This window comes from Crocosphaera sp. (genome assembly GCF_030064895.1).
In the GTDB taxonomy this organism is placed as follows: Bacteria; Cyanobacteriota; Cyanobacteriia; order Cyanobacteriales; family Microcystaceae; genus Crocosphaera.
The window spans coordinates 1-26,234 of the sequence record NZ_JASJEB010000083.1 but is presented as its reverse complement, the minus strand read 5'-3'; the positions used below and the strand labels follow the sequence as shown (position 1 = coordinate 26,234).

20 protein-coding genes, 2 tRNA genes and 1 pseudogene are annotated in these 26,234 nt (G+C 37.5%); 12 read left to right on the top strand and 11 right to left on the bottom strand.

Going from position 1 to position 26,234, the window contains the following annotated elements; genetic code table 11:
- The first annotated feature begins 323 nt into the window (after window positions 1-323).
- The 8 genes from QNJ66_RS17255 (at window position 324) to QNJ66_RS17220 (ending at window position 15,001) form a co-directional block, all read left to right on the top strand.
- Window positions 324-2,969 (top strand): WD40 repeat domain-containing protein, encoded by a 2,646-nt coding sequence (locus tag QNJ66_RS17255; RefSeq protein ID WP_300509088.1) that lies wholly within the window; start codon window positions 324-326, stop codon window positions 2,967-2,969.
- Between the two features lie 151 nt (window positions 2,970-3,120).
- A complete protein-coding gene (locus tag QNJ66_RS17250) occupies window positions 3,121-3,612 on the top strand; it encodes a hypothetical protein (protein WP_300509086.1) in 492 nt (163 codons plus the stop codon).
- Window positions 3,613-3,614: 2 nt separating this feature from the next.
- Entirely contained in the window at window positions 3,615-5,108 is a 1,494-nt protein-coding gene (locus tag QNJ66_RS17245; RefSeq protein ID WP_300509084.1) for a tubulin-like doman-containing protein, read from the top strand.
- Between the two features lie 77 nt (window positions 5,109-5,185).
- Entirely contained in the window at window positions 5,186-8,437 is a 3,252-nt protein-coding gene (locus QNJ66_RS17240) for a hypothetical protein (RefSeq protein ID WP_300509083.1), read from the top strand.
- A 135-nt stretch (window positions 8,438-8,572) separates the two neighbouring features.
- The gene (locus QNJ66_RS17235; RefSeq protein ID WP_300509081.1) at window positions 8,573-9,598 is read left to right on the top strand and encodes a hypothetical protein; all 1,026 of its coding nucleotides are present in this window, start codon (window positions 8,573-8,575) and stop codon (window positions 9,596-9,598) included.
- Between the two features lie 22 nt (window positions 9,599-9,620).
- The gene (locus QNJ66_RS17230; RefSeq protein ID WP_300509079.1) at window positions 9,621-11,339 is read left to right on the top strand and encodes a hypothetical protein; all 1,719 of its coding nucleotides are present in this window, start codon (window positions 9,621-9,623) and stop codon (window positions 11,337-11,339) included.
- Window positions 11,340-11,366: 27 nt separating this feature from the next.
- Complete coding sequence (locus tag QNJ66_RS17225) at window positions 11,367-13,427, top strand: hypothetical protein (protein ID WP_300509077.1); 2,061 nt, start codon at window positions 11,367-11,369, stop codon at window positions 13,425-13,427.
- Window positions 13,428-13,519: 92 nt separating this feature from the next.
- Entirely contained in the window at window positions 13,520-15,001 is a 1,482-nt protein-coding gene (locus tag QNJ66_RS17220; RefSeq protein ID WP_300509075.1) for a hypothetical protein, read from the top strand.
- Between the two features lie 123 nt (window positions 15,002-15,124).
- Here QNJ66_RS17220 and QNJ66_RS17215 read toward each other — a convergent pair whose 3' ends face one another.
- The 5 genes from QNJ66_RS17215 to QNJ66_RS17195 all read right to left on the bottom strand — a co-directional run bounded on the left by QNJ66_RS17215 (window position 15,125) and on the right by QNJ66_RS17195 (window position 19,873).
- A complete protein-coding gene (locus tag QNJ66_RS17215; protein WP_300509074.1) occupies window positions 15,125-16,192 on the bottom strand; it encodes a DUF3747 domain-containing protein in 1,068 nt (355 codons plus the stop codon).
- Window positions 16,193-16,378: 186 nt separating this feature from the next.
- Window positions 16,379-16,732: a DUF1257 domain-containing protein gene (locus QNJ66_RS17210; protein ID WP_300509072.1), complete on the bottom strand. Its 354-nt coding sequence runs from the start codon at window positions 16,730-16,732 to the stop codon at window positions 16,379-16,381.
- Window positions 16,733-16,866: 134 nt separating this feature from the next.
- Window positions 16,867-18,375 (bottom strand): AAA family ATPase, encoded by a 1,509-nt coding sequence (locus QNJ66_RS17205; RefSeq protein ID WP_300509071.1) that lies wholly within the window; start codon window positions 18,373-18,375, stop codon window positions 16,867-16,869.
- Between the two features lie 40 nt (window positions 18,376-18,415).
- Window positions 18,416-18,766 carry a hypothetical protein gene (locus QNJ66_RS17200; protein ID WP_300509070.1) on the bottom strand — a complete coding sequence of 117 codons (351 nt, stop codon included), beginning with the start codon at window positions 18,764-18,766 and terminating at the stop codon, window positions 18,416-18,418.
- 99 nt (window positions 18,767-18,865) lie between these two features.
- Entirely contained in the window at window positions 18,866-19,873 is a 1,008-nt protein-coding gene (locus QNJ66_RS17195) for a glycosyltransferase family 2 protein (protein ID WP_300509069.1), read from the bottom strand.
- A 104-nt stretch (window positions 19,874-19,977) separates the two neighbouring features.
- On the opposite strand from QNJ66_RS17195, the gene QNJ66_RS17190 reads away from it, so the two are divergent.
- Window positions 19,978-20,062 (top strand) — tRNA-Ser (locus QNJ66_RS17190).
- 65 nt (window positions 20,063-20,127) lie between these two features.
- Here QNJ66_RS17190 and lepB read toward each other — a convergent pair.
- A complete protein-coding gene (lepB, locus tag QNJ66_RS17185) occupies window positions 20,128-20,769 on the bottom strand; it encodes a signal peptidase I (RefSeq protein ID WP_300509067.1) in 642 nt (213 codons plus the stop codon).
- Window positions 20,770-20,910: 141 nt separating this feature from the next.
- On the opposite strand from lepB, the gene QNJ66_RS17180 reads away from it, so the two are divergent.
- Window positions 20,911-22,227: a dihydroorotase gene (locus QNJ66_RS17180; RefSeq protein WP_300509065.1), complete on the top strand. Its 1,317-nt coding sequence runs from the start codon at window positions 20,911-20,913 to the stop codon at window positions 22,225-22,227.
- Between the two features lie 108 nt (window positions 22,228-22,335).
- On the opposite strand, the gene QNJ66_RS17175 is transcribed toward QNJ66_RS17180, so the two are convergent.
- The 3 genes from QNJ66_RS17175 to QNJ66_RS17165 all read right to left on the bottom strand — a co-directional run bounded on the left by QNJ66_RS17175 (window position 22,336) and on the right by QNJ66_RS17165 (window position 24,195).
- Window positions 22,336-22,407: transfer RNA gene (locus QNJ66_RS17175), tRNA-Gln, on the bottom strand.
- A gap of 124 nt (window positions 22,408-22,531) precedes the next feature.
- A complete protein-coding gene (gene petL, locus QNJ66_RS17170; RefSeq protein ID WP_300509063.1) occupies window positions 22,532-22,633 on the bottom strand; it encodes a cytochrome b6-f complex subunit PetL in 102 nt (33 codons plus the stop codon).
- 65 nt (window positions 22,634-22,698) lie between these two features.
- On the bottom strand, window positions 22,699-24,195 hold the full coding sequence (locus tag QNJ66_RS17165; protein ID WP_300509061.1) for a site-2 protease family protein: 1,497 nt from the start codon (window positions 24,193-24,195) through the stop codon (window positions 22,699-22,701).
- Window positions 24,196-24,302: 107 nt separating this feature from the next.
- On the opposite strand from QNJ66_RS17165, the gene QNJ66_RS17160 reads away from it, so the two are divergent.
- Together QNJ66_RS17160 and QNJ66_RS17155 are read left to right on the top strand one after the other, a co-directional pair.
- The gene (locus tag QNJ66_RS17160; protein ID WP_300509059.1) at window positions 24,303-24,980 is read left to right on the top strand and encodes an MBL fold metallo-hydrolase; all 678 of its coding nucleotides are present in this window, start codon (window positions 24,303-24,305) and stop codon (window positions 24,978-24,980) included.
- A 140-nt stretch (window positions 24,981-25,120) separates the two neighbouring features.
- A complete protein-coding gene (locus tag QNJ66_RS17155; protein ID WP_300509057.1) occupies window positions 25,121-25,486 on the top strand; it encodes a hypothetical protein in 366 nt (121 codons plus the stop codon).
- Window positions 25,487-25,577: 91 nt separating this feature from the next.
- Here QNJ66_RS17155 and QNJ66_RS17150 read toward each other — a convergent pair whose 3' ends face one another.
- Together QNJ66_RS17150 and QNJ66_RS17145 are read right to left on the bottom strand one after the other, a co-directional pair.
- Complete coding sequence (locus QNJ66_RS17150) at window positions 25,578-25,874, bottom strand: hypothetical protein (RefSeq protein ID WP_300509055.1); 297 nt, start codon at window positions 25,872-25,874, stop codon at window positions 25,578-25,580.
- Between the two features lie 18 nt (window positions 25,875-25,892).
- Window positions 25,893-26,234: pseudogene (locus tag QNJ66_RS17145) on the bottom strand (hypothetical protein); the annotation flags it as partial.

The window sequence follows — 26,234 nt, the reverse complement described above, 5'->3', positions numbered from 1 at the left end:
GGACTCGTAAACATACTGGCTCTATGAAGCAACTTGGGGAGATGAAGCGACAAAAATCTCAACAACATAAGAAAAGTTTGGGGTCTTTAGAAACCCCAACTTCTCAAAAGTTGGGGTAGTTCATTATAAGTTAAGCTATAAAAGATTTTTTGTTTTAATAGTTGTTCCCTTTTTTGTATTTTATTTATACCATTTTCATAAACTTAGCCTACATAAGTTTATATTGTAGGGTTTAAAGGCCATTGACCCCTACGTAAATGTGTAGGCAGACTATTGGAAATTGGTATTATCTTAAACTACCGTTAATCTATACTCATAATACCATGACTCCGTCTTCAGATAATTTGTCCGAACAACATATCCCAGACATAGAGCCACTTAATAATAGCCTTCTTATCTTATTTGATATCTGTTCCGCATTGGGTTCAATAGCTCTTTTTCAAACCTTTTGGCCGTTACAAATTTTAGGATTTGTATCTTTAGGATTAGCTTTTGTTCTGAGCGTATTTTTATTGATACCTCCTTTGCACAGACAATTAATTCGTTTTATTCATAATCGTCTTCCAAGTATTTCAAGACATTGGAAAATAATAATTAAACGTTTTTTAATTTTTCTGGCATTAATGTTATTGGCTGGAAATATATTCAGTTTTATTGGAACCTGTACAACCACTGGTAGGGAGGGAGATAGAATCCTTGCAGATTGGAAAAATGATAATGAAGTACAGCAAATAGAACTTTTAAAAAGTGCAGTCGAAAACGGTAATAATTTAAAGCGAATTTATTGGATGAGAAGATTTTTACCGAATTGGATGAATCCTATCCCAGTTTCTCCTTTACTGGCACTACAAAAAACAGAAAATGAAATTAGGGAAATCAATCAGTTAAAACTAAGTGAGGATATGAAAATTACAGCAGTAGCTTGGGATGAAAAGAAGAGAAAAATTATGGCAGGAGAAAGGGGAGGAAAACTTTTTATTTGGGATAGCTTAGGAAAGCTAGATAAAAAATCTCCTGTAGATACTAAGCAAGATACTATTTCTAGCATTAGTGTTACTTTGGATGGAGAAAAAATCGCCACTGGTGGAAGTAAAGGTTCGGTAAAATTGTGGAACTCATCGGATTTGAATGATTTAAAAGATTTTAAGTGTGGAACAGGACAAATTAATAGTATGACTTTCGATCGTCAAGGTTCATATCTAGCTGCTGGAACTTTTGATAAAACTTTCTGTTTGTGGGACTTAAATAATGCACAATCAGACCTATTGAAAGATACTAATATAGGTAATGTTAGAAAAATAGCCTTTACTCCTAATAGTGACATAATTGCCATAGCTAAAGGGGATGGATATGTAGAGCTACGAAAATTAGCAGATATGAGTCAAGTTATGGATACTTGGAAACCTTATGAAAACATAGAAGCAAAAGAAAGATATGATATTAATGATATTGCATTTAACCAAAATTCAACCGAGATTATTACTTCAGGAATAGGAGGTAAAGTAAGACTTTGGCCATGGGAAGATAAGACAAAAAAACTGGGTGAAAATTCTTACTTATATCAGTGGATAGTTTTTGATAATAGTCCAAATCTACCTTTTTTATCTGTTAGGTTTGACTCCCTTGATGAACCAATAGCAATTGTTGAAAATCAGAAAAAGCTGACAGTGAATAAATTGAAAGTATCAACAGATACCGAATGTCAAAGTAAATCACCAGAAAAACAGAACTGTCCTCAAGAAATAGTAGAATTGAGAGGTTATCTCAGTAAAGATATGAAGAGAATAATCAATAGTGCAGTTTTTGGGGGAAATTTTCGGTCTCAGGAAAGATACATAACAGCCGGGAGTGAAAATATTGTAAGAATATGGGAACCGTATGAAAATAAGGATTATATTTTTGGTATTCCCGATGCTCAAACTTCAATCACAACTATGCAGGTATCACCTCTTAACAAAGAGAATAGCACAATTTATGTTATAGGTTTGGACAGGGAGGGTAAAGTGTTTCTCTGGGATAAAAACTTCTCAAGTATAAATGATCCAAATTTGGAAACCTGTCATTCTCAAAAAGTAAGCAGCATTCATTTTAAACAAAATCAGTCCAAATTTTTTACAGCCCATGAAGATGGCATAATTATGTCTTGGGATGATCGTCCAGGAGATTGTGATAGTAACAAATGGGATAGTAAACGAAAAAAGATTACTGAAATATCTGTCAGCCCTAAAAATAATATCATGGCTGTAGCTGATACAACAGAAGAATTAGAGCTATTTAATCTTTTGAATAGAAATTTGATAAGGACAATATATGATCCCGATGCACAACAAGAACAGGAAGAAATTATCCGTTTTAGTCCCGATGGGAAAAGCTTAGTTGTGGTTAAAAATGATAAAGCGAAGTTGTGGGATGTGTCCGATCCAGTTAGTATTAAGGATGGCATACCATTAGATGTAGCCAAACTCCGACAGAGTCAGATCAGCAGTGTGGGTTTTAGTCCAAATAAAAAAATTGCTATGGTTGCTAAAGATGGAGACAGATTATTTTTATGGGATAAATCAGGTAAAACCCTTGAAAATGATTTTGAAGTTTATTTAGAAGATCAAGATGGTCAACCTATTAAACCAAAACAGATATATGGTTTTAGTTTTAGTCAAAACCACCCCTTCTTGGCTACGGTTAGTAACTATGTTACGGACATAGATCAAGAAATTAATTTAATTCAAGTATGGAACTGGTATAAACACAAACCGATTGCTGAATTTCAAAGCAGTTTAGATATCATCAAAACTATTCAGTTAAGTTCCGATGGAAAAGATGTTGTTCTTGGAGGAAGAGGTAAACCAGGGCAAGGAGAACACTGGGAAATTAAAAACTTGAACGAATCAATAAAGTATGGTTGCGCTAAACTAAGAGATTATCATGCTATTAATAAATCTGATGTCAAATCAATTTGTAAAACTAATTGATATAATTTTGACACTTTTATTAAAGAGGCAGTGTTGAGGTACATAAAGGGGAATCAAGACTTAATTATGACAATAAATTTAACAATCAAGCCCTTTTTACCCACTTTACGCTATAACAAAAAAGGAATAGGGAAAAATCGGAACAAAAATAATGGAACTCTTTCGCATTATTGTTATCATTTTCATCGGTGCTATCCTCATGTTCGGGATACAACCACTTTTATTTAGACAAGGATTAATTTGGACCCCTAACGTCCAAGATCCAAGAGGAGCATTAGAACTTTGGGTGAGCGGAGACTATACCATTGCGGCCTTCTGTGTGTTTGGGGTGTCCGTAATCTGTACCTTTATTTGGTATTTCATGGCTAGTAAGTCTCAAGCCCATCGCCCAGACGAAATCAGCAAATGGCGTTTATGGTGGGCCATAATGGGGTTAATTCCCCTAATGAGTATTGTGGTGGCTATTGGCGTTTTGAATACACAAGCAGCAGCCCGTCTATCCTTAACCTTCTTTTTCGTTATAGATGTTCTCATCCTCTTTTGGTTAACCACAGCCAGCAGCACCCCAGGATTATTGATGTACACCCCCCCTTTAGCCCCTCAACTACGAAATTTTCTGTCTAAATTAGGAGTTAACGAATAAAAATGACCATGTATGTGATTGGTATTGGTGGCACAGGAGCTAAATGTATTGAAGCCATCACCAAAACAGCCTCCGTCGGCTTGTTAGGAAATGAACGCCTAAAAATTCTTTATATAGATGCCGATGAAACCAACGGCAACCTGGAAAGGTCCAGGAATAGCCTCAGTAACTATATACGATGCTATGATATTGTCTCCGGGGGAGAACAACAAGATTGGATGGCTGCCCCCATCGAAACCTACGAGCTTTGGTCTCCGTTTACAGGAGTCAACGCCAATAAAAAACTACAATCCTTCTTTGAGTACAATAACCTCAAAGACAAATACCAAGTCTTGGGGCATATTTTTGATGTTCTCTATACGAAAGAGGAACAGGAAGTGGCCTTAGATGTGGGGTTCCGAGGAAGGCCAGCCATTGGGGCGGCAGTTATGAGTCAAGTTGACCTAGAAAAATTTGACCAAGAACCCTGGGGACAATTAATCAAAGATATCAAAAATGAAGTCAGTAGCGGAAGTCCGCCCACAGTCTTTCTTTGTGGCTCTATTTTTGGTGGAACCGGGGCATCGGGACTGCCCACTATTGCCCGTTTAATTGCCAATAAACTAGAAAGAGAAGGGGTCAAAGAACGGATTAAAATTGCTTGTTTATTCCTGTTGCCCTATTTCGGCTTTTCTGCTCCCCCAGGAGAAGATCCCAACGGGATCTATGCCCGCTCAGAACAATTTTTACTGAACACAGAAGCAGCCCTGAGATACTATGTGGATCAGGCTCAAGAAACCTTTGATACCGTCTTTCTTCTAGGACATCAAAACTTTTCCAAAGTAGACTTTAGTGTGGGTAAAAATACACAAAAAAACAATCCCCATTTTCTAGAATTATTTGCGGCCTTAGCAACCAGACATTTTCACCAAAATACAAAGGCTTTGAGTAAGAAAGTGGTCTTGATCGACGGCAAGGAAATGGGACGTTTAACCTGGGACGACATTCCCGATGATTTAGAGGTGAAACCAGCCTTGGTTAATGGGGTACGCTTTGCATATATCTGGTTAGCGGAAATTGACCCAGAACTCAATGAACTGCTCAGAAGCCAAAATAATCGTCAGGTACTCTCCCCTTGGTTGCTAAAATTCTTTCCCACCGATCGCAGGTCTAACCGAGATGGTCTGGCACAGTTAAGCAGTCCCAAAGAACAAGAAGCACTGAAAACCATTAATAATTGGTGTCAAGACTATTTAACCTGGTGGTACAGCCTGCACCAAGACGAAACTGAACAAATACAACTATTTAATACCAAAGCGTCTGGTAATCCCGAGGGACAACTGAAACGAGAACAGTTGAATGAACTGGTGTACAGTAGTAACCTCGATGGTCGTACCAAAGCTCAAGACACTATCCAAAAGCTTAAGCAACAACTGCAAAAATCCCAGCAAGATCCTTCTGCTGAATTAGGCATTATTGAACTAGCCAAGACCTTATATAGCTTCTGTAAGCAGTAAGTTATTTCTGAAAACCTAAGTTGTTCCCTATTTTTTGATTTTATCTTTATCTATTTTTGACGACTGACAAAAAGCTAATGTTTTTACGACTCCCAAAATTAAAATCAGATAGTGATGTTTCCTCAGCCGAAAATCCAGCCCTCTGGACTGCCCGAGACTTTGATACCTTTGGTAAAGTCGCCTCTAGTCTAGATTATAAATCTCCAGGACGGGTGAAAAGTGTCAGTTCCGTTCCCACCATTTGGGCCCGTCCCCTATCTATGGAAATGGCACTCCACAACGAAGCCTATCCTATTCGTCAACAGATGATCCAACAATGGCAAGGGATGTTAGCAGCGATCGCCTTAGCAGAGGTGAGGAGTTTGCCCCTATCAGCCCAATTGTTAGAACTAGGAGAATTACGCCTCGAGAACTCCTTTGCTCGTTCCCTATACGAACTCTTACCTAACCCCCCAACTCACGCCTTATACAGCCTAGAAGCCAAAAATCCTTGGCAAGATATTTATATCTTCCTCTGGGAAGATAAATCAGTGGGAATGTCTTCACCGAGTACCATTGTGGTTCCCTCAGAAGAAGGAGAATGGACAACACTGCCTTGGTGGAATCGACAAGATCGCTGTTTAGAAAGACCTCACGACTATCTCAACAATACCGAAAAAGCTCTGCTTTGGCGTTGGCTGGAAAACCTGCGTAAAGAATTAGGCCGGCAGACGGGACAACCCAGGGCCGTTGACATGATGCGGGGATTATTACAAAAATTTCAGGACAGTTTGGGTAACTATCCCGATCAAATGCTCAGTTTAAGCGATAATCTTCGATTTTTCAGCATACCTATAAACAGAGGTTTGTTATCGGCACTCAATAAACCCGTTAAAGCCGAAGAAAAGCCTTCTTGTGTTCGTATCATTCCCAGTCCAGAAAAGAAAGTACAAGGCCACAAACTCTATTTATTGGATGTTAACATTGCTGAATTTTGGGGTGAGTCACGCCAAAATGTCTGGGTGTGTGAGGGCAAAACCCTCGCTTCTCTCAACATTAAAGAGCTAAAAGGTATTATCGCTCCTAAGAAGGATATTTCTTGTATCGAGTCACAAGACTTACTATTACCCGAATTGGGCTTTATCGATGCAGAACAGGCTTTACCTGGGGCTTTTTTGCCCAATAACTTAGACGACTTAATTTTCAAAGGCCAGTCCATCACCCCCTTATTACCCATCAACCCCCTACTACTGGATTACTTCACCCCAGAAGATATAATGAGACGACTACAATTTAGTTCTCTCAATGGGCCAGATGGACCGATGATACGGGTGTCCCTTGATTTACCCCTCTCCGGGATGAATAACGATGAAAGAAACCCTCAGAATTATTGCATATACAAAGACTATAAGCTCAAAGAAGAGAACGGTTTAACTGAAATTCCGGTTCTAGAAGTGTGGCCAAACTTGCAAGCACCAGGTTGGAAGGAATATTATGCTTTCTACTACGACAAGGATTTCTTAGCCTCTAATAACCCCGATGATCGAACCTTCCAAGTCACCTTGCCAGGAGCAAAAGAACCCCACAAATTTAAAGAAGGTCAAGGATCTTATCAACTTACTCGCATGGAGAGTTTCCCTTCCCATCTTCTTTGTGAGGATAAGAACAACAATCAACTGGGCTTGATTTTACTGAAAACACCACCCCCAATAAATTTAAGTGGTCGTTGGAAAGTGGGTGTCGATTTTGGCACCTCTTTTACCAATGTCTACGTCAACCGCAACGGAATAGTCGAACCCCTGCCTTTAGAAAGTCTGCATTTAAAAGTTACCGATGCTGACGACGAAACCCGTCGTGGGGTACTCACGGATTTCTTCATTCGTGAGAACTTTATTCCCTTAGAAAAACCCTTACCCCTTTCAAGTATCTTGACCGTCAAAGAAGGGCAAAATGTCAAAAAGAAACGCCCTTTGTACGACGGTCGCATTTATATGCCAGAGCAAAGCTTTCAACCCCAAGACGATTGGCTCAAAACCGATCTTAAATGGACAAACCTAGACTTAAATCAACTCTTTCTTAACCATTTAGCCCTCCATATCACGGCTTTAGCAGCTAAAAATAGCATAGAAGAGATTGAATGGTGTTTATCCTATCCCTCCGCTTTTTCTAAGAGTGATAGAACCCGTTATTTCCGTAACTGGGATACCTTAGCCAAAGAGTTAGAAGCCAAAACCGGCATTAAGCAAAATTGCCCGAAACCCGATGATGCCAGTCGTTTTCGTACAGAAAGTGTAGCAACAGCCCAATATTTTGCCGATCAAGAAGACCTTGACTTAGTTAATACCACCTGTATTGATATGGGTGGGGGAACTTCCGATATTTCAATATGGGAAGCCGATGGCGATCGCTTTCAATTGGTTCATCAATGTTCGGTACAGTTAGCCGGTTCCCATTTATTCACTCAGTTTCTCGAGAAAAACCCCGGATTTTTAAGCGATAAGTTCGAGGTTGACCCCCAAGACTTACAAGGGTTAAGACACGGGAACTTCCAGGCGAAATTAGATGTCTTGTTACGGTATAGGAGTGAAAGCTGGCTCGAACAATGGGACTATCTCCAGGACGATGCCGATTTTCAAGGATTTATCCGACTGATCGCTATGGGGACCGCAGGACTTTACTACTATGTAGGAACGATTCTCAATGTTCTCTATAGTCAAGGGAAGTATAGTCGCAATGAAATTACTCCCGTCTATATTGGAGGTAATGGATCTCGGTTGTTGAACTGGTTAGCCATCAGTGGGAAATTTGACCGCTATGCACAAGTTAATGAATTGTTCAGTCGGATGTTAAGTAAAGCTTCTAGTTTCAAAGATACCAAGGAAGTAACTCAACTTAGTACCCGTCCAAAAGACGAAGTAGCCTGTGGTTTAGTTTTGGACAGAGCCCCCCTTGGCGGCCTAGATATCAATGAATCTGAACCCATTGTGGCAGGAGAAGACTGCGACATCAATGGGGAAACCATTGGATGGAACCAATACCTAAACTTACAGGGAGATATTAACAGCTTTACTATTCCTGAACTTACTCAACTTTCTTATTTCCTCGACGAATTTAATCAGGGACTAATTGATGTTCGTGCTGATGGACTCACTGCTATGGGGCCGTTTAAATCCGGTGAGGGTTTAGAATCAGGGTATAAAGACAGATTATGGCGTGATGTTCAACGAGAACTTACCAAAAATTTGACCAGTATCAGAGGAGACTCAGAAAAAATTCGCATTGAGCCACCTTTTATTCTAGGATTAAAAGCATTACTACAGGTGTTGGCTAAGGAGTGGGCAGGTAAATAGAACCTACAGAAACTTTTGTTGTTAATTATTATGGGCTTAATAATATTAAGCCCCTACTGAGTTTCTTCGGGGCTTATCTTTATAAAAGATAGCAAAAATAGCTTTGCTGACGAAATTTTAGCTGAGAGATGACCTATGAAATGTCCAAGTTGTGGTTCTGAATATAATGAAGTACATGATACTAATTGTCCTTCTTGTGGGTTTCCTTTAAGGTATATTGATCCCCAGTTTCAAGACCTAATTTACTGGCTGAAGCAAAGACTGGTGGAGAATAGTCAATATAGTCCAACGTTTGAGGCACAAAATTATGAATCTTTCTCTAATAGCGAGTTTAAAGAATTACAAAAAAATCAAAGAGAATTAGAGAAGATTATCAAAAAAAATCAGGAAATAAACAAAAATATTAACAATTTAGGTCATAACCAAGCTCACATTATTTATGAAGTCAAGGAACTTGATAAGAAAATTGAAGAAAATGAGAAAGAACAATTAAATATTAAAAGGCAGCTATCAACCTTAGAACAAAGACTAGTAGCTATTGAAGAACAAAACTCTCAGCTATCAACCTTAGAACAAAGATTAGTAGCTGTTGAACAAGAGCGATCTCAAACCCAAGAAAGGTTAAATCAATTAGATAAGTTATCAACTAAATTGGCAGAAATTGAAGAATATATAGAGGCAGAACAAGAAGTTAGTTCACGTTCAAATACGCCACAATATTCGTCATTTAATTCGGAAGAGGAGGAAGTAATAAATCCCAAACCTGCCACAGTTTCTGAGAGAAAACTTAGTTTAGCAGAACATAAATTAGTTAAGAAATACAACGACGAAAGAGAGAGTTTCAATAATGCTAATCAAGTATCAGAAACGGAACAAAGTTCAAGTGATCGTCGCTTAGGAAAAAGCAAAATTGTTATCTTAGCAAACAAACGTCGAGGAAATTATTGGATAGTAGAGCAAGATGGAATAACATATCTAATTCCTAGTAATAATCTCAGAGTAAATCAATATAATGTAAAAACTGTTGAATTTGTCTTTGAATGTCTAGGTTATCAACCCAATATGTCGAGTCATTTTAAGCTACTACAACCAGCTATTGTTAGGAAAACCCTCGAAGGAAATAATTGGCAATTAGAAAAACCAGGAATTGTTCAATTCTAACTAAACTAAAAGGTAAATTATCATGAACAAAAACAATTATTTAAAATTATTCTTTCTCCTTATTTTACTATCTGGAACTTTCTTTGGTTGTTTAAACAACGATTCTCAATATTCTGCTCCAACTACCGGCGGAAACTCACCAGAAGTCAATAATCCTGAACTTGAGAACTTAAATAAGACTACCATTAGCAAATTTTATGAAAAAGAATTGAAATTTGGTCTAAATAATGGATTTTTAGCGAAGTTAAAAGAACCTGCTGGGAAAAGTGAGAATAATACATCAATTAATCTTAATTTTCCTCATACAAAACTAGAGGAAATGAAAACAATAGTTACAAATTTCCGAGTTAGTGATCTGACTAAAATAGAAAACGCTGAAGACAAAAAAAAAGCTGAAGAAATCATTAAGAGAATTGATGATAATTTGGCACAAATGTCTGACAAAGTTCTTGTTCCTCTAAAAGATGGATTGACTAAAGATGCAGTTGAAAAAGTTCAAAGAAACTTAGAATTTTTTCAAGCTCAAGGAATTCCTGAAGATCAGTATGGCAGTTTTGGACTGAAAACTTACGAAGCAATTGAGAAATTTTTAAATAACAAATTAACAGAGTTAGATAAAGACATTGAAGAATTAAATGCAATGATTAACTCTAACAAAGTAAGTGATACTGATGATGAAGTAAACCTTTCTATTCCTACTATTCAAGAAAGACTAGCAGAAATTGAAGAAGAAGTCAAACAAACTAAACAAGAAAACAAGTTTTTTAAATTAATCTCTATTGCTTCGATGATCATTGCTTTGATTTCAATAATAGTACCTGTATCTAAAAAAAGTCTTGATAGATTAAGTAAATTTATTAGGTCAATTAGTTCGATGATCCGTACTTTGATTTTAATAATAGTAGCTGCCCTTAAAAAATGTATTGATAGATTAAGTAAACTTATTAGGTTCAATAAATCGAATGAAAGTCAAAATAATCAAAATGATAATTACTCTCAAAATATTAACAAATCACAACAAAATTCTACATCTAGATTAAAATATATAGAGTCGGCAACACCACTAAATTACTGGATACCAGTATCATTAAGACAAGAAGGTGGGAGACATAGCAGTTCAAGAACGTTTATTTTAGAAGAGAACCCTCAAGGTAATTACATAGTTTATAAAGAAAGAAATACTGAGTATTTAAGTATTAATCAAAATATCAGAATTGACGAAAATAACTATGAAGAGATTTCAAGTTTATTTCAATGTAGTAATTATAACCCAAATTGTTCTCATACATTTCAAGTTAGACAGAGTGCAGTGGTCAATACTATTAATAGTGGTCAAAGTTGGCAACTACAAAACCGTGGAATTTTACAATTAACTCCAATCCAAGCACCACCAACTAATGGGATAACAGTATCAGAACCACCAACTAATGGGATAACAGTATCAGAAACAGAACAAAGTGAGAGTGATCGCCGTTTAGGAAAAAGTAAAATTGTTGTTTTAGAACCAAAACGTCGAGGTAACTATTTAGTTTATAAAGATAGTGGTTACGAGTGTTTAGTTCCTAGCAAAAATCTCAAAGTCAATAAATATAACTATAAAACCATTGAAGCTTTATTTGAATGTAATAACTATAACCCCAACCATTCTAATGATTTTCAAGTAGTACAACCGGCTATCCTTAATAGTATTTCCAGTGGCGAAACTTGGGAATTACAACAACGGGGAATACTACAATTTTAATTTAAGATAATTACTAGATAAATCATTATGAAACCTAAAAGTTACTTAAAAGTTTTAATCGTCTTGATGTTGATATCTGGATCTTTATTTGGTTGTTTAAAAAATGATTCTCCAATTCCTGAGTCAACCAATGAAGGAGGACAGACAGCAGTTAATAATAGTAAAATATCAAATAAAACTATTGTTGAAGAATTAAACAAACTTAAAAAAGATGATCAAACAGTCAAATTTATTTTTATTACTTATAGTGTGGTTGTTAGTGGTTTAATTATCTTTACTTTTGACAACAATAGACGTATATCCAGGAATATTGATAAGAGGTTTAGCAAAGAAAATAAGCAAACACTGTATAATTTACAGGAACAGTTAAATGAAAAGATAAAAAAAATTGACGAAACTGTTATATCAACTGAACAAACATTAGTAAATCTTATTGAGACATTAGAAACAAAAATAGCAAAACCTGGAAATAATCAAACAAAGCAAATACATGAACCCATAGGAGTATCTGTTACACAAAAAACTCCCTCTTACCAAACATCTAAATCAAGTAATATTAATACTTCTAATTATACTTTATTTGAAATTATTGAAATTTATAATAATATTCCTCGCATTTTATCCAACAAAGTTACTAAAGTTAACCTTGAATCTTCTGACGGTTCCTCGAAAGAAAAATTATTCATAGAAGTCACAAATGGAAATAGTAGTTATTGGATTATCAAAACAGAAGATGGCAAAGAATGGTTACTTCCCAGTAATAAACTGAAAGTTAATCAACATAATGAAAAAAGTATTCAATCATTTTTTGAGTTTCAATCTTATGAGAATTCGGAAAATAAGAACTTTATTTTAGTGCAACCTGCCGCAGTTAGTTTACTAGCCAATTCTAGTAGAAAAGAATGGAAACTAGAAACATTAGGAGTCTTAAATTTTGACTCTAGTTATTCTACTAATGAGATGCGATCGCAACTTAAAGAAACACAAAATGAACGAGATCAATATCAATCTGAATTAGAAAAAATTAAACAAGAAAAAGAAAAATTAACTACTAAACTTGCACAAATATCCTCAGACTCTTTAGAGGATATGCGTTATAATTTAGTGACAAAAAAATACTTTGAGGAAGCACTATATAAAATACAGAAAGAATTACAGAAAGAGTTTAATCAAAAAATAGGTAGTTTAGAAGTGCAACAGAATGCAATCAACAAACAAATAAAAAAAATCGAGAAAACTGTTACCTCAACTGAACAAAAATTAGTAAATCGTATTGAGACAGTAGAAACAAAAATATCAAGAATTGGAAATAATCAAACAACACAAACAAATGAATACAAAACAGTATTTTATTCACAAAAAACTGGATCTATCCAAACATCTCAATCAAGTAATAGTAATACTAATAATTATAGTGCAAATTCGATTCCCAATGATGTAATAGAAGTATCAGAAACAGAAAAAAGTGCGAGTGATCGCCGTTTAGGAAAAAGTAAAACTGTTATTTTAGAAAAAAAACGTCGGGGTAACTATTTAGTTTATGCCGATAGTGGTTACGAGTGTTTAGTTCCTAGCAAAAATCTCAGAGTTAATCAATATAACTATAAAACCATTCAAGGTTTATTTGAATGTAATAACTATAACCCCAACTATTCTAATGATTTTCAAGTGGTACAACCGGCTATCCTTAATAGTATTTCCAGTGGGGAAACTTGGGTATTACAACAACGGGGAATACTAGAATTTTCTAACACTTCAACTTCAGTATCTAGTAATGCAATTAAAGTATCAGAAACAAAACTAAGTCAAGAAAATCGCCGTTTAGGTAAAAGCCAAGATGTTATTTTAGAGAAAAATCGTAGGGGAAATTATTTGGTTTATAAAGAAGGGAGTTATGAATATTTAGTACCTAGTGAAAACCTCAGAATCAATGAATTTAACTATAAAACTTTTGAGGTTTTATTTGAAATAAATAACTTTAATGCTAGTAATTATGCTAACTTTAAAATCTTACAACCTGCTGTTGTAAATAGTCTGTCTGGTGATCAAAAGTGGCAATTAAAACAACGTGGTGTGTTACAATTTTAATGAAAGCGAAAGATTCAAACCATGTTCTAACTAATTTTTGTACTTCTATAAAAACTAATTGCTATACTAAAAATTAAAATCATAAACTCAACATGGAAACAGTTAATTTCTCAATCTCCGAAATCCTTGAAATATATAACACAATCCCTGGTATTTTATACAATAAAGTTATTAAAGTTAACCTTGAATCTGAGCAATCTTCCTCGAAAGAAAAATTGTTCAAAGAAGTCACAAATGGTAGTTATTGGATTGTCAAAACAGAGGATGGAAAAGAATGGTTACTTCCTAGTAATAAATTGAAACTTAATCAATATAATGAAAAGAGTATTCAATCATTTTTTGAGTTTCAATCTTATGATAGTTCCGAAAATAAAGACTTTGTTTTAGTGCAACCTGCAACAGTTATTTTAGTTCCTAATGCCACTAGAAAAGAATGGAAACTAGAAAAATTAGGGACTTTAAATTTTGACCCTAAGTATTCTACCAATAAACTGCGATCGCAACTTAAAAAAATAGAAAATGAACGAGATCAATATAAATCTGAGTTAGAAGAAATTAAACAAGAAAAAGAACAATTAACTACTCAAGTTGCAGAACTAGCTTCAGACTCTTTACAAGATATTCGTGATAGTTTAGTCACAAAAGATGAATTAAATAATCAAATTAAAAAGTTAACTGAACAATTAACACAATCATCATTAAATAGCTCTAAAGACAATCAATTAGGTTCTGTATCTAATACTGAGTTTAAAGAATTACAAAAAAGTCAGATAAAAAATACAAAGCGTATTTATATTTTAGAACAATCTATAGAAAAAGATAAGCAAATTAAAGAATATCTTAAAGAGTTACATAGAAAGCAAGATAACACCATTGATTTTATTAATGAACTTGAGAAGAAAATTAGAGAATCTGAAGAAAAAATAGCAACAAGCGAATCTCAGTTAGCAACCTTGAAAGAAGAACAATTTCAGTTATTAATATTGAAGGAAAGATTACAAAATTGTGAAAACAAACTATCACAGACTCAAGGACAGTTGAATATGCTCCCAGACTTATTAATAAGACTCGAGAAACTTGAGAGGTATCTAAAAGCTAAAGAGGAAGTTACTTCATCTTCAAATACTCCTAAATATTCATCAAGTAGGCAAGAGGATATAGTTAAAGAAACACAAACTATAACATTTTCTGAAAGAAAACTGAGTTTAGAAGAATATAAATTAGTTGAAAGATATAATGAGGAAAGAGAAAGTTTAGATAATGCTGATCAAGTATCAGAAACGGAACCAAGTTCAAGCGATCGTCGCTTAGGAAAAAGCACAATTGTTATTTTAGAAAAAAAACGTCGAGGAAATTTTTCGATAGTAGAGCAAGAAGGAATAACCTATTTAATTCCTAGTAATAATCTAAGGATAAATGAATTTAACGTTAAAACTGTTGAAATTGTCTTTGAATGTCAAGGTTATCAACCGAATCTATCGAGTGGTTTTAAGCTACTACAACCAGCTATTGTCACGGAAACTAATGATGGGAAGAATTGGCAATTACAGCAACTGGGAATCTTACAATTTTAAGCTTAGCAAGAACTGAATATTATTAAACCCCTATTTAAAATATGACTATATATCATTGTAGGGGTCAACACTTCGACTGCGCTCAGCGTTGACCCCTAGATAATATTAAATCCCTATGTTTGTTTATTGAATAATAATCGGTTTTAAGCCAAGACTTCTTAGACTTTGTTCTGCTTTTTGAGCATTATCTTTATCACTAAATAATCCCACTTGTAACATAGATCGACCCTGATAAGAGGTAGAAAAAGCTTCAGGAAACAGAGATCGCACCCGAGTCTGATCTTGACGACTATTAACCGCAACTACAACCCTATAACTTTGAGACGTTCCCATGGGACGAGAAGGAGATCCCACAGCATTGGGAGAAGGAGGAGGGACCATACCACTGACACTTTTAGTGGTTGGAGGTTGCAGAGGAGGTAGTTCTGAAAAACTGGGTAACGGTGGGGGTTCGCTGGATGCTGAAGGTGTTGGAGGAGGAGGTAACTGGGTATTAGATGGTCTAGAAGTAAAATTGTTACCGAAAGAAACAGGGGGACGTTGAGTTTCTGCTGTGAAAGTTTGCTCTTGCACAGGGGGCGCAGACTCAGATACCATAGCAGATGAGTCAGTGATATTATTGGCAGGTTGAGCAAGAATAGAGGCACTATCCCCTGTTAAGTAAACATGGCTTAATACTGTGCCATTATAAGCCCGTCGGGTGAATCTCCAACCAGGATCAAGATTAATCTTCAAAAATCCTGAAGCGACTCCTTCGGTTCTTCCCACAATAATATTCGGTTGACTGGGATCGCTGCGATGGGTTCCCACGAGAACTAATTCTCCATTCCGTTGAACCAGTCTTAACAAATACTCCAGTCCTAAGTCTTGTCCATCGATGCGCAGAGAATAACCATTACTATCTGTACTTCGTTGACAATTACCAGCAAAATTGAAGTTGAGGAGTAAAGGATCAATGGTGGTGACCGAGTTTGATTCTATTTCTGCCCAACACTGTCGCTTTCCTGGGATTTGTCGTATAATCAGTAAATCGTATTTATTCCTCCCATAAGGTCTGGCGATCGCTATAAATTCCTCTTGGTTTACTTCTTGTTCATCAAAAGGAGATGCGTCGACAGCTAACCAAGGGATAATGCCTGTCAAAGCGAAGGTGGTAACAACAACAAGCTTACGAATAAGTGTAAGTTTCATAGTCTCTACAAGTGCATCATGACAACATGGCCAACACAATACTGTGTGTCCATGTGTGCGATCATGACGGATTACATTTGTAGAATGTTGCTAACGATTGATTTCAGCTAATATTTTCTATAGTCACGCAAAAAAAGGGTCAACCTCATAGTGGTTAACCCCAAGCTTGGGAACGCGCGCTAAATCTTAGCTGTGAAGAACTAAATTGATATTAGCTGTGCCTAAGTTACGCTGTTTAACTTCTGCTAAGGTCTTGTTAACAGCATACTTTTGATTGATGGAGTTGATTAACTCGGTTTGATTATGCTTCTTAGCAACACCCCAAAGGTCAGCAATTAAGTCGAAGCTACCGTCGCTATTGCGAGACCAGCCGAGATCATATTCGCCATCAAGAACAGCAACAATATCAGAACGAACACGCTGACCGTTATAACCTCTTACATCAGCTTCGGTTTTCACAAAAATACCGAGATCACGTAAAGAAGCTTTTAAAATTTCAGCATCTGTAATTTTGGTGCGCAGAGTGCTAAAGTGAGACATTTTCGATTTCCTCCAGTGGAACAGAAGTTAACAACAACAATTTAGGTTTATGTCTGTCGTTTCAGAAGAACGACTTTTCATAGGCTGCTAGCTGTTGGCTAGCCTTTACACCTGTGGGAGCAGGTGAAAGCTTGTTAGAACTCCAATCGCTGATACTCAGCGACGGAGGCTGAAGCAGGTCGCGCTCTTTGTCGCGCCCAGTCCCGTAGGGCAGTTACCTGTTCAGTCATGGTGCGAGATAAGGGTGGTGTGGATTTAATGGCAGCAATAATATCAAGCTGCGTAAACTCCCTATCTTGAGCAAAAGCCTCATACATTGATGCAATGATGGCCTGCTCTATCTCTGCACCGGAAAATCCATCTGATACCTTAGCGAGTTGCTCAATATCGAAGCGAGATGTCTCTGAGCGACGCTTACTAAGGTGAATATTGAAAATAGCTTGACGTTCTTCTAAGCTAGGTAAATCCACAAAAAATATTTCGTCGAATCTCCCTTTGCGTAAAAACTCTCCTGGTAGCCGTTCCACACGGTTGGCCGTAGCCATTACGAAAACCGATGAGGTTTTTTCCTGCATCCAGGTTAAAAAGGAGCCAAAAATACGACTCGATGTCCCTCCATCGGAATCTGCTGAACCGGCACTACCGGCAAAGGCTTTGTCTAATTCATCGATGAAGAGTATGGCAGGGGAAATTGATTCTGCGGTTTTGAGAGCGTTTCTTAAGTTGGCTTCCGAACGACCTACGGCGGAGTCATAAACCCGACCTAAATCTAATCGTAATAGAGGTAAGCCCCATAACCTAGAGGTTGTCTTCGCGATTAGGGATTTTCCACAGCCTGGAACCCCTAAAATTAACATTCCTTTGGGTTGGGGTAAGCCATACTCTCTGGCTCTTTCTGTAAAGGCTCCAGACCTTTGTTTAAGCCATTTTTTCAGTTCTTCCAAACCACCCACGGAATTGATGGTTTCGTCTTCTTCGATGTAATCTAAAACCCCATTTCTGCGAATCTGCTGCTTTTTCTCTGACAAGACAATATCTACTTCATCCTCTGTCAGACGGCCAGCTTTCACATAAGCTTTGCGATATACTTTCTCCGCCTCGTCTTTGGTTAGTCCCAAAGTAGCTTTGAGTAGTTTCTCACGGGCATCGGTGCTAATGCGATTACCTCGATCTTTTTCTAGTTGCCGTGAAAGAACTTGATTGAGTTCGCTTAGGTCTGGGAAGGGAAAATCTAGAACGACAACATCCTTCTCGAGTTCGATGGGAATTTGTTGTAGGGGAGACAGTAAAATAATAGTTTTCTCTGTTCCCCGTAAGCTAATGATGGCATCCCGCAAAGAACGGGTGACATTAGCATCGCTAATAAAGGGGTGCAAATCTTTAAAAATGAAAATCCCTGGTTCTTTCTGACGAATAACCCAACCTATAGCCGGTTCTGGATTAACCGTATTATGTTGAGTTGAGTTACCTGGCTGTCCATATTCAACCATTCCGTGGGTCACGGTCCAAGAAAAGACTCGCCGACTCTTACTATATTGTTGAGCAATTGCGGCGATGGCCTGTTCTGCTCTTTGTTCTTCTGATGTAACAAGGTATATTAAAGGATATTGAGCTTGTATTAGTATGTTTAGCTCTTCTTTCATGGCATCGACCTGATCAATAATGGTTGGACAGTTAAGCGACTTAGCAGGGAACTAAGGCTTCTTCCCCAGAAGTTTCGGCATTGGTTGACACAGTTTCCCTAATATCTAGGGTGAAGTCATCTGTGATGACACTAGGCTGATTTTTTAGAGATACCATCTTGCCCTCTCGCATAACCATAGCGGCATCGCATTCTGGACAAACATGGACTTGGTGTGTTTTCCCGTAAGCAGCCGACTCTACCTCTTCTACCTTATCTGGGTGTTTAAGATAAAAGTCTACTGCCCTCTCAACTAACGCTGACATTGAATCTTCATCAATGGCTGCTCTAATTTTGAGTTGCCGATGAATTCCAGGGGGGAGATATAGTGTGACTTTTTGCTTGTCTTGCATATCACTCTAGCTGAGGTTACCCGGGTATATGTGACCATACTAGCGATTTTTTTTTGAGCCGTCAAGCTGTTATGCCAGTATGACGGCATTATTGTAATATTACTTAATATTATTGGATTTAACGACCTGACGAACTCGATAAATGGGGCGTTGTTGGGATTCGTGATAGGTTCTCATGATCAATTCTCCTAGTAATCCAGAAATTAACAATTGGATGCCAGTGAGGATTAAAAGCACTGCGAGAATTAGTAGGGGGCGATGGCCAATACTCAAGCCGATAATTAGTTTGAGGAAGGTTAAGTAAGTTCCGATCAACACTCCTGTAATCAGTAAAATCAGGCCAGCCAGTCCAAAAATGTGCATGGGACGGGTAAGAAACTTTTTCAAGAAAAAGATGGTTAGTAAGTCCATGACAACCCGAAATGTTCGCCCTAAACCGTATTTACTTTCTCCAAAACGACGGGCATGATGACGAACGGGAATTTCTGTAATTTTTGCCCCTTCAATATAGGCAAGGGCAGGTAAAAAGCGATGTAACTCCCCATAGAGATTCATGTCTGAGATAACTTCCCGACGATAGGCTTTTAAGGAACATCCATAATCATGTAATTTAACCCCTGTAACGCCACCAATGACCCAATTAGCGATTTTGGAAGGTAGGAGTCGTGTTAAACGATTATCTTGGCGATTTTTGCGCCAACCACTCACCAAGTCGTAACCTTCTTCCACTTTAGCCACTAATTCAGGAATATCAGCCGGATCATTTTGTAAATCTCCATCTAAGGTAATTATTATTTTTCCTTGGGCATATTGAAACCCTGCGGCCATGGCAGGGGTTTGGCCATAGTTGCGACGAAAAATAATAGCAACTAAATCACGGCGACTTCTAGCAAGTTTTTGTAATAATTCAGCCGAACCGTCTTCAGAACCATCATCCACACCAATAATTTCGTATGACAGTTGTTTTTCTTGTAAAACGTCGGAAATTTTAGCCATTAATAATGGTAAACTTTCAACTTCATTAAAAATAGGAACAATCACAGACAGATAAACTTCATCATAATTCTGATTATCTTTGGGAGAAAGTAATGTTAATGTTTCTTTCATCTATTTAGAAAAACTGAGTTTATTTTTTTGACAATCTAACATAATATTTAGTTCTCCTCTCCCCCTGCTATAATTAGCAATGGTAGGTAAACCCAAACTATCTTGGAGAGGTGGCAGAGTGGTTGAATGCGGCAGTCTCGAAAACTGTTTTGTCGCAAGGCAACGAGGGTTCGAATCCCTCTCTCTCCGTTTCCATATAAAAAAGAGAGTTGACATTTAATCAACTCTCTTGTCGATAAATTAATTGTTAAAAATTAATATTCAGGAACAAAAGACTGTTGATTGCTATCTATGTTCTCGCTCTGTTCAGGATATAAAGGTTGTTGATCAAGACTACCTAAACGGTTAAATGGCCAAAAACGTACAAAGGCTTTACCAATAATCTTATCTTTGGGAACAAATCCCCAGTAGTGAGAATCGTAGCTGTTATTACGATTATCTCCTAATACTAAATATTCTCCTTCTGGAACTACAACTGGACCGTAATCATAATTAGGATCTTCAGAAATATATTTTTCAGTAATTTGCTCACCATCAACGTAAACTTTACCTTCTCTGACTAGAACGGTTTCTCCTGGTAGCCCAATAATACGCTTAATAAAAGCATCTTTGAAATCTTGCGCTTTTAGAGCTTCTGTCGGATTAAAAACCACCACATCTCCTCTGACTGGTTCTCGGAAACGATAACTCATTTTTTCGATGATCAGGCGATCGTTAATCTCTAATGTAGGTTCCATGGAAGAGGAGGGAATGTAGCGCGCTTCTGCTACAAAAGTACGAATACCAAAGGCGAGAATAACTGCCGTAACAACGGTTTGGGTGAGTTCAACCCAAGGATTTTCTTGTTTAGGAGATTGAGGCTGTTTATTTTTATCTTGTTTTACGCTTCGACTCATAGGATATAAAGATTGTGGGAGTTAAGGAAATCGGTATTTTGAGAGTTTAAGGTAACGAATATTTGATTTTAGTTTAGCTAAACCGAAGTCAATGAGACAATTAAAGTATGGTTGATTTTACTTTAGGAGGTTTTTGTAGAAATGACAGCACTTCTTATTCGTCATGCTCGTATTCTCCTGCCTGATGGTGAGTTTCTAGTTGGAGATATCCTAATCCAACAGGGTAAAATAGTCGAGATTGCTCCAGAAATTACGGAACCAGACCATACTACTATTATAGACGCTACGGGATTAACTTTGTTACCTGGGGTGATCGATCCTCAAGTGCATTTTCGAGAACCTGGTTTAGAACACAAAGAAGACCTCTTTACGGCGAGTTGTGCTTGTGCTAAGGGTGGAGTCACTTCTTTCTTGGAAATGCCTAATACACGCCCTTTAACCACTACTCAGGTTCCTTTAGACCAGAAGTTACAGTTGGCTTCTCAAAAGTGTTTAGTTAATTATGGCTTTTTTATTGGGGCGACTCCTGAAAATTTGCCTGATTTGTTAACCACTAATCCGGTTTGTGGTATTAAAATTTTTATGGGATCGTCTCATGGGGCTTTATTGGTGTCTCGAGAGGCTGAAATTGAGCCTATTTTTGCTCGAGGCGATCGCTTAATTGCGGTTCATGCAGAGGATCAAGCCAGAATTGTACAACGTCGTCAAGAGTTTAAGGGGATCACTGATCCAGCTATTCACTCTCAAATTCAAGATGAAACTGCGGCTTTAAATGCGACAAAATTAGCTCTTAAACTGTCTAAGAAGTATCAAAGACGTTTACACATTTTACATCTTTCTACTGGGATCGAAGCGGAATTTTTAAGAGAGAATAAACCTAGTTGGGTAACAGCCGAAGTAACGCCTCAGCATCTATTATTGAACACAGAAGCTTATGAAAAAATTGGCACTTTGGCACAAATGAATCCTCCGTTAAGATCCCCTGAAAATAATCAAATTCTTTGGAAAGCTTTACTGGATGGAGTGATTGATTTTATTGCAACAGATCACGCACCCCATACTTTGGAAGAAAAGGGGAAAGCTTATCCTAACTCTCCTTCGGGAATGCCTGGTGTTGAGACTTCTTTGCCTTTAATGTTAACTCAAGCAATGGCAGGAAAATGTAGTGTTTCTCAGGTTTCTTCTTGGATGTCTACTAAACCAGCAGAAGCTTATAACATTCCCAACAAAGGGTTAATTAAACCTGGGTATGATGCTGATTTGGTGTTAGTTGATTTGGATAATTATCGTCCTGTTTTAAGGGAAGAATTACAAACAAAATGTGGTTGGAGTCCCTTTGAAGGTTGGAGTTTAACGGGATGGCCTGTTATTACTATTGTTGGGGGCAATATTGTTTATGAAAGAGGAAAATTAAATACAGAGGTTAGAGGTAAAGCTTTACAATTTGGTGACAATTAATTGTAGCTTATGGTTACAGATAGATACAAAACGCGGTGAGGATCTTCCCCTTTTATTCCCCTCCAAGGAGGGGTTAGGGGTGGGTTTACCTCTAACTTTCTTCTGAAACTGGGGTGCTAGGATTCGAACCTAGGAATGGCGAGACCAAAACCCGCTGCCTTACCGCTTGGCGACACCCCAATAATGAATGTTGCCTTTGTAATTATAACAACAACGATCGGGGATTTGTCAAGTATGTTTTTTGTTTTTTTCTGAAAAAGAACAGAGAAGGGGAAGGGTGCCGGCATCACTGCCGACATTGCTTCTAAATGATTTTAGCAACCCGTAGGCCAAAATAGAGTCCTAGGGCGATCGCACTAAAGACAATGATATATCCAGCAAAGGCAGCAATGGCTGTTCCTGTCATGGGTTTCCTACACTCCTAAAAAGATCATTCCTTGCTATTTTACCCCTTTGGAGACCGTTTTTTGTTTAAATCTGTAGCCAATGGGCGATCGCTCCGGGAAGGGGTAATAAAATTAATAATAGTAAGGTCAAAGACCCCAGACCAATAATATCTCGTTGATCGTCTAATTCGGTGACATCATTGAGGGCCGGTTGATCAGAAACAGGTATGAGAAATAAAAGAATTGCCCAAATCAAAAATTCGGGTCGAATCATGGCTAAAACTAACATAAAAATTCGTGTTAATTGTCCAACAATAATGGCAGTACGTTGACCAAACATGGCATGAACAATATGGCCTCCATCTAACTGTCCCACAGGCATTAAATTTAGGGCAGTGATAATTAATCCGATATAACCGGCTACCGCTAGAGGGTGAAGTTCAATGGCTTTTCCTGCTGCAAAACTACTCCCTAAAACCAGTTTAACTAGGAGCGCAAATAAGAAAGAAAAGCGCGGATCAAGGGCTTCAACATTGAGTAAAGAAGCGTTTTCTCCTGAAGGTAAAGACACAATTTCTGATAAAGAGAGTCCCCAGACTAATAGGGGAATGGTAACTATAAATCCTCCCAAAGGACCAGCCACTGCTACGTCAAATAAAGCCTTGCGATGGGGAACGGGGGATTTCATTTGAATAAATGCCCCAAAGGTTCCTAAGAAGAAAGGATTGGGGATAAAATAAGGTAAGGTTGTGGCAATTTTATAACGAACGGCCGTGACATAATGACTTAGTTCATGAATACCTAAAATGGCAATTAAGCCCAAACTGTAGGGCAGTCCTTCTAATAATAAACTAGAATTGCTATCAAGAGCTTCTTGAGGAACCCCTGCTATTTGAATGGTGCCAATAACAGTGGTGATTAATAGGGTTAATAATAAGAGTCCTAGGGCAAATAACGGTCGCTTTAAGGGCTTTTCTGAGGATTGTTGTTGGCTTTCACTTTTTGACCAAGGGTTAGGGACTAAGGCAAAAAAAGGATTCCCTTGTAGACCTTCTTGAAACAAAATTAAGAAGCGATCGCCAAAGACTTGTTCAATGTTTTTCTTAATGGATTGATAAGCTTTTTCGGGGGCTGTTCGTAACTTTCCTCGGCATAAAATGGCTTGGGGACGATAATCTAGATTTTGTAGGTAATAAACGCCCCAAGGAAAACAATCTCGTAGGGATTTCTCTTCTGTAGCAGTAATAGGTCGAACGCTTTTGCTTTCTTCGGAGGATGTCTCTACGTTTTCAAGCTTCACCAGGGAATCTTGAGGTTGGTTTTGTTTCTGTTCGGATGAGGGAATTCTTCCTAAGCGAATGAGCCACACATATAAGACAAAACAAACAATTAAAGGGGTAATCACCCAGAGAAGAGGCATATCCTCATCTTCTCCCTTGATTTCATACCACATCGTCCAGACAAAAGCTGGCATCATCATCACCAACCAAATAATCCAAATAGGAGTTCGAGTAATGGGGGCGACACTACGCTTGGCAAGATAGTAAGTAATTGCACCTAAAATAATGAATAGTAACCACATATTGACAGTTGAGATTGTGTTATCGATTGTTCTTCCTAGGGAGAATTAACGAATTAAGGAATACGATAGAGATAGTCCCCATTCTTTATTGTAGGCAAGTTCCATAAATGAATTCAAACAAGCTTAAAAGTTCAAAAGTCCCTCGTCTGCTCATTGATGACTTATTTGCCTTTGCCCCGAATCGAGAAATTTTAGGGGGGACTGCTTATTTTATTGTAGAAAAGTCTGGCAACATTTTAATCGATTGTCCTTTTTACTGCGATGATTATCTTGATTTTTTAGCGCAGCAGGGAGGGGTTGAATGGTTATTTCTGACTCATCGTGGTGGCATGAGTTCATCGATTAAAGAATGGCATAATGCTTTAGGCTGTGAAATTGTCATTCAAGAACAAGAGGCCTATCTCTTACCTACCCTCACTGTCACCTCATTTGAGCAGGAAATAAAACTAACGGACACAGTAACTGCTATTTGGACTCCTGGCCATTCTACAGGGTCTTCTTGTCTTTATTGGCAACAACATGGGGGGGTTCTCTTTACAGGACGACATTTACTACCTGATCATCAAGGACATCCCACTCCTTTAAGATTAGAGAAAACCTTTCATTGGTTGCGTCAACTTGAGAGTGTTGCGCAATTAAGCGATCGCTTTTCTACTGATACCCTCAAATATATATGTCCTGGAGCTAATACGGGATTTTTGCGGGGTAAAGGTTTAATAGATAATGCCTATCAACATCTTACTGCTTTAGATTTAGAGCAACTCTCAAAAACGTCTCTTTACTAAGCTTTTTTTGTCCTGTTTCCTCACCTCTCAAAAAAGTTTCGTATTTTTGTGCCGATGGGAGAATTTTTTAATATTTTTTGATAAACTGTAATATATTGAAACCTTATTAATCATAAAACCGTTAGGAGAGCAACCCGATCATGGCTGGATTTTTTGGACTTTTTAGTGGACGTAAAGCCAAGTTTGTTGATGAACCAGATAACACCCCTGTTCAACCCCAACGCAAAGAAGCTTTTTTCTTAGATAATGATGCGGCTAAAACCTTGGGTGATACTGAGTTTATGCGTAAACCTATCACCATCAAACGTACATTTGCCAAGGGTGGTGAACTGGTGCAAGAAATTTCCTCTATGGAAAAGCGTAAAGCTGGACCTAGCAGTGTTCCTTCTAGCAAAGGCAAAGAGAGTACAACTGCTCAAACCACATCATCTGCGAGTACAGAACGTCGTCGCAGCGATAGTAGCATGGATATGTTCCGTGATATGGCTCGCAACATGAAAAAATAAGAATTGTTACTTTTCTACACAAAACTAACTAAGTAATAAACCCTTCTCCATAAGGAGAAGGGTTAACAATTCTGTTATGATTAATTCGGATTTATTTAAAAGTTTGCCAAATTTGTTGCAAAGAAATCCAAATTACTGCTACGGCTCCTAAAAATAATGTGACAATTTCAAACTGTAATAATTTCATTAGTTCTTCGGAAGTAACTGCACGATAAATTAACCTAGAACTTGATATAATTGCTGCTGAAGCTAAAGCAATATTCATGAAATCAGTCAAACTTAACTTTTTGAAAGAACGGTTAACCCTATAGTAAATAAAATAGCCCAACAAAATAAAAATAACAGTTAAGAATATCCAAGCAAATAGTAATGTCTGAATTTGATTCATTAATTAATTTCTCAGGCTTTAAGTTCTTTTCTCTTTAACCATACTTCCATAAATTGCTGCAATCACTGCTCCAATAATAGAACCAGGTATTTGAGCAATAAGTCCACCTAAAAAGGCTCCTCCTGATGCAAATGCTAGAATTTTATTTCCTCTTTTCCAATTTATATTTTGATAGTTAATTTCGATGCCATCTATTTTTTTCGGTTGGGATGAATCTACATCTTGAAATATTTGATAGATTTCATCTGCCGTCGCATAACGAACCGTGTGATCGTTTTTGATCGCTTTATCAAGAACTTTCTCTAAGGTTGGGTCTAAGTTGGGGATAGATTTTTTCCAATCTAAGTCCCCTGTTTTGGG

Coding starts and splice junctions, on each gene's coding strand:
- QNJ66_RS17180 (WP_300509065.1), top strand. CDS start 20,911: ATGACAGCACTTCTTATTCGTCATGCTCGTATTCTCCTGCCTGATGGT.
- QNJ66_RS17165 (WP_300509061.1), bottom strand. CDS start 24,195: ATGTGGTTACTATTCATTATTTTAGGTGCAATTACTTACTATCTTGCC.
- QNJ66_RS17200 (WP_300509070.1), bottom strand. CDS start 18,766: ATGCAAGACAAGCAAAAAGTCACACTATATCTCCCCCCTGGAATTCAT.
- QNJ66_RS17245 (WP_300509084.1), top strand. CDS start 3,615: ATGACCATGTATGTGATTGGTATTGGTGGCACAGGAGCTAAATGTATT.
- QNJ66_RS17215 (WP_300509074.1), bottom strand. CDS start 16,192: ATGAAACTTACACTTATTCGTAAGCTTGTTGTTGTTACCACCTTCGCT.
- lepB (WP_300509067.1), bottom strand. CDS start 20,769: ATGAGTCGAAGCGTAAAACAAGATAAAAATAAACAGCCTCAATCTCCT.
- QNJ66_RS17155 (WP_300509057.1), top strand. CDS start 25,121: ATGGCTGGATTTTTTGGACTTTTTAGTGGACGTAAAGCCAAGTTTGTT.
- QNJ66_RS17235 (WP_300509081.1), top strand. CDS start 8,573: ATGAAATGTCCAAGTTGTGGTTCTGAATATAATGAAGTACATGATACT.
- QNJ66_RS17255 (WP_300509088.1), top strand. CDS start 324: ATGACTCCGTCTTCAGATAATTTGTCCGAACAACATATCCCAGACATA.
- QNJ66_RS17160 (WP_300509059.1), top strand. CDS start 24,303: ATGAATTCAAACAAGCTTAAAAGTTCAAAAGTCCCTCGTCTGCTCATT.
- QNJ66_RS17250 (WP_300509086.1), top strand. CDS start 3,121: ATGGAACTCTTTCGCATTATTGTTATCATTTTCATCGGTGCTATCCTC.
- QNJ66_RS17205 (WP_300509071.1), bottom strand. CDS start 18,375: ATGAAAGAAGAGCTAAACATACTAATACAAGCTCAATATCCTTTAATA.
- QNJ66_RS17220 (WP_300509075.1), top strand. CDS start 13,520: ATGGAAACAGTTAATTTCTCAATCTCCGAAATCCTTGAAATATATAAC.
- QNJ66_RS17230 (WP_300509079.1), top strand. CDS start 9,621: ATGAACAAAAACAATTATTTAAAATTATTCTTTCTCCTTATTTTACTA.
- petL (WP_300509063.1), bottom strand. CDS start 22,633: ATGACAGGAACAGCCATTGCTGCCTTTGCTGGATATATCATTGTCTTT.
- QNJ66_RS17240 (WP_300509083.1), top strand. CDS start 5,186: ATGTTTTTACGACTCCCAAAATTAAAATCAGATAGTGATGTTTCCTCA.
- QNJ66_RS17210 (WP_300509072.1), bottom strand. CDS start 16,732: ATGTCTCACTTTAGCACTCTGCGCACCAAAATTACAGATGCTGAAATT.
- QNJ66_RS17195 (WP_300509069.1), bottom strand. CDS start 19,873: ATGAAAGAAACATTAACATTACTTTCTCCCAAAGATAATCAGAATTAT.
- QNJ66_RS17225 (WP_300509077.1), top strand. CDS start 11,367: ATGAAACCTAAAAGTTACTTAAAAGTTTTAATCGTCTTGATGTTGATA.
- QNJ66_RS17150 (WP_300509055.1), bottom strand. CDS start 25,874: ATGAATCAAATTCAGACATTACTATTTGCTTGGATATTCTTAACTGTT.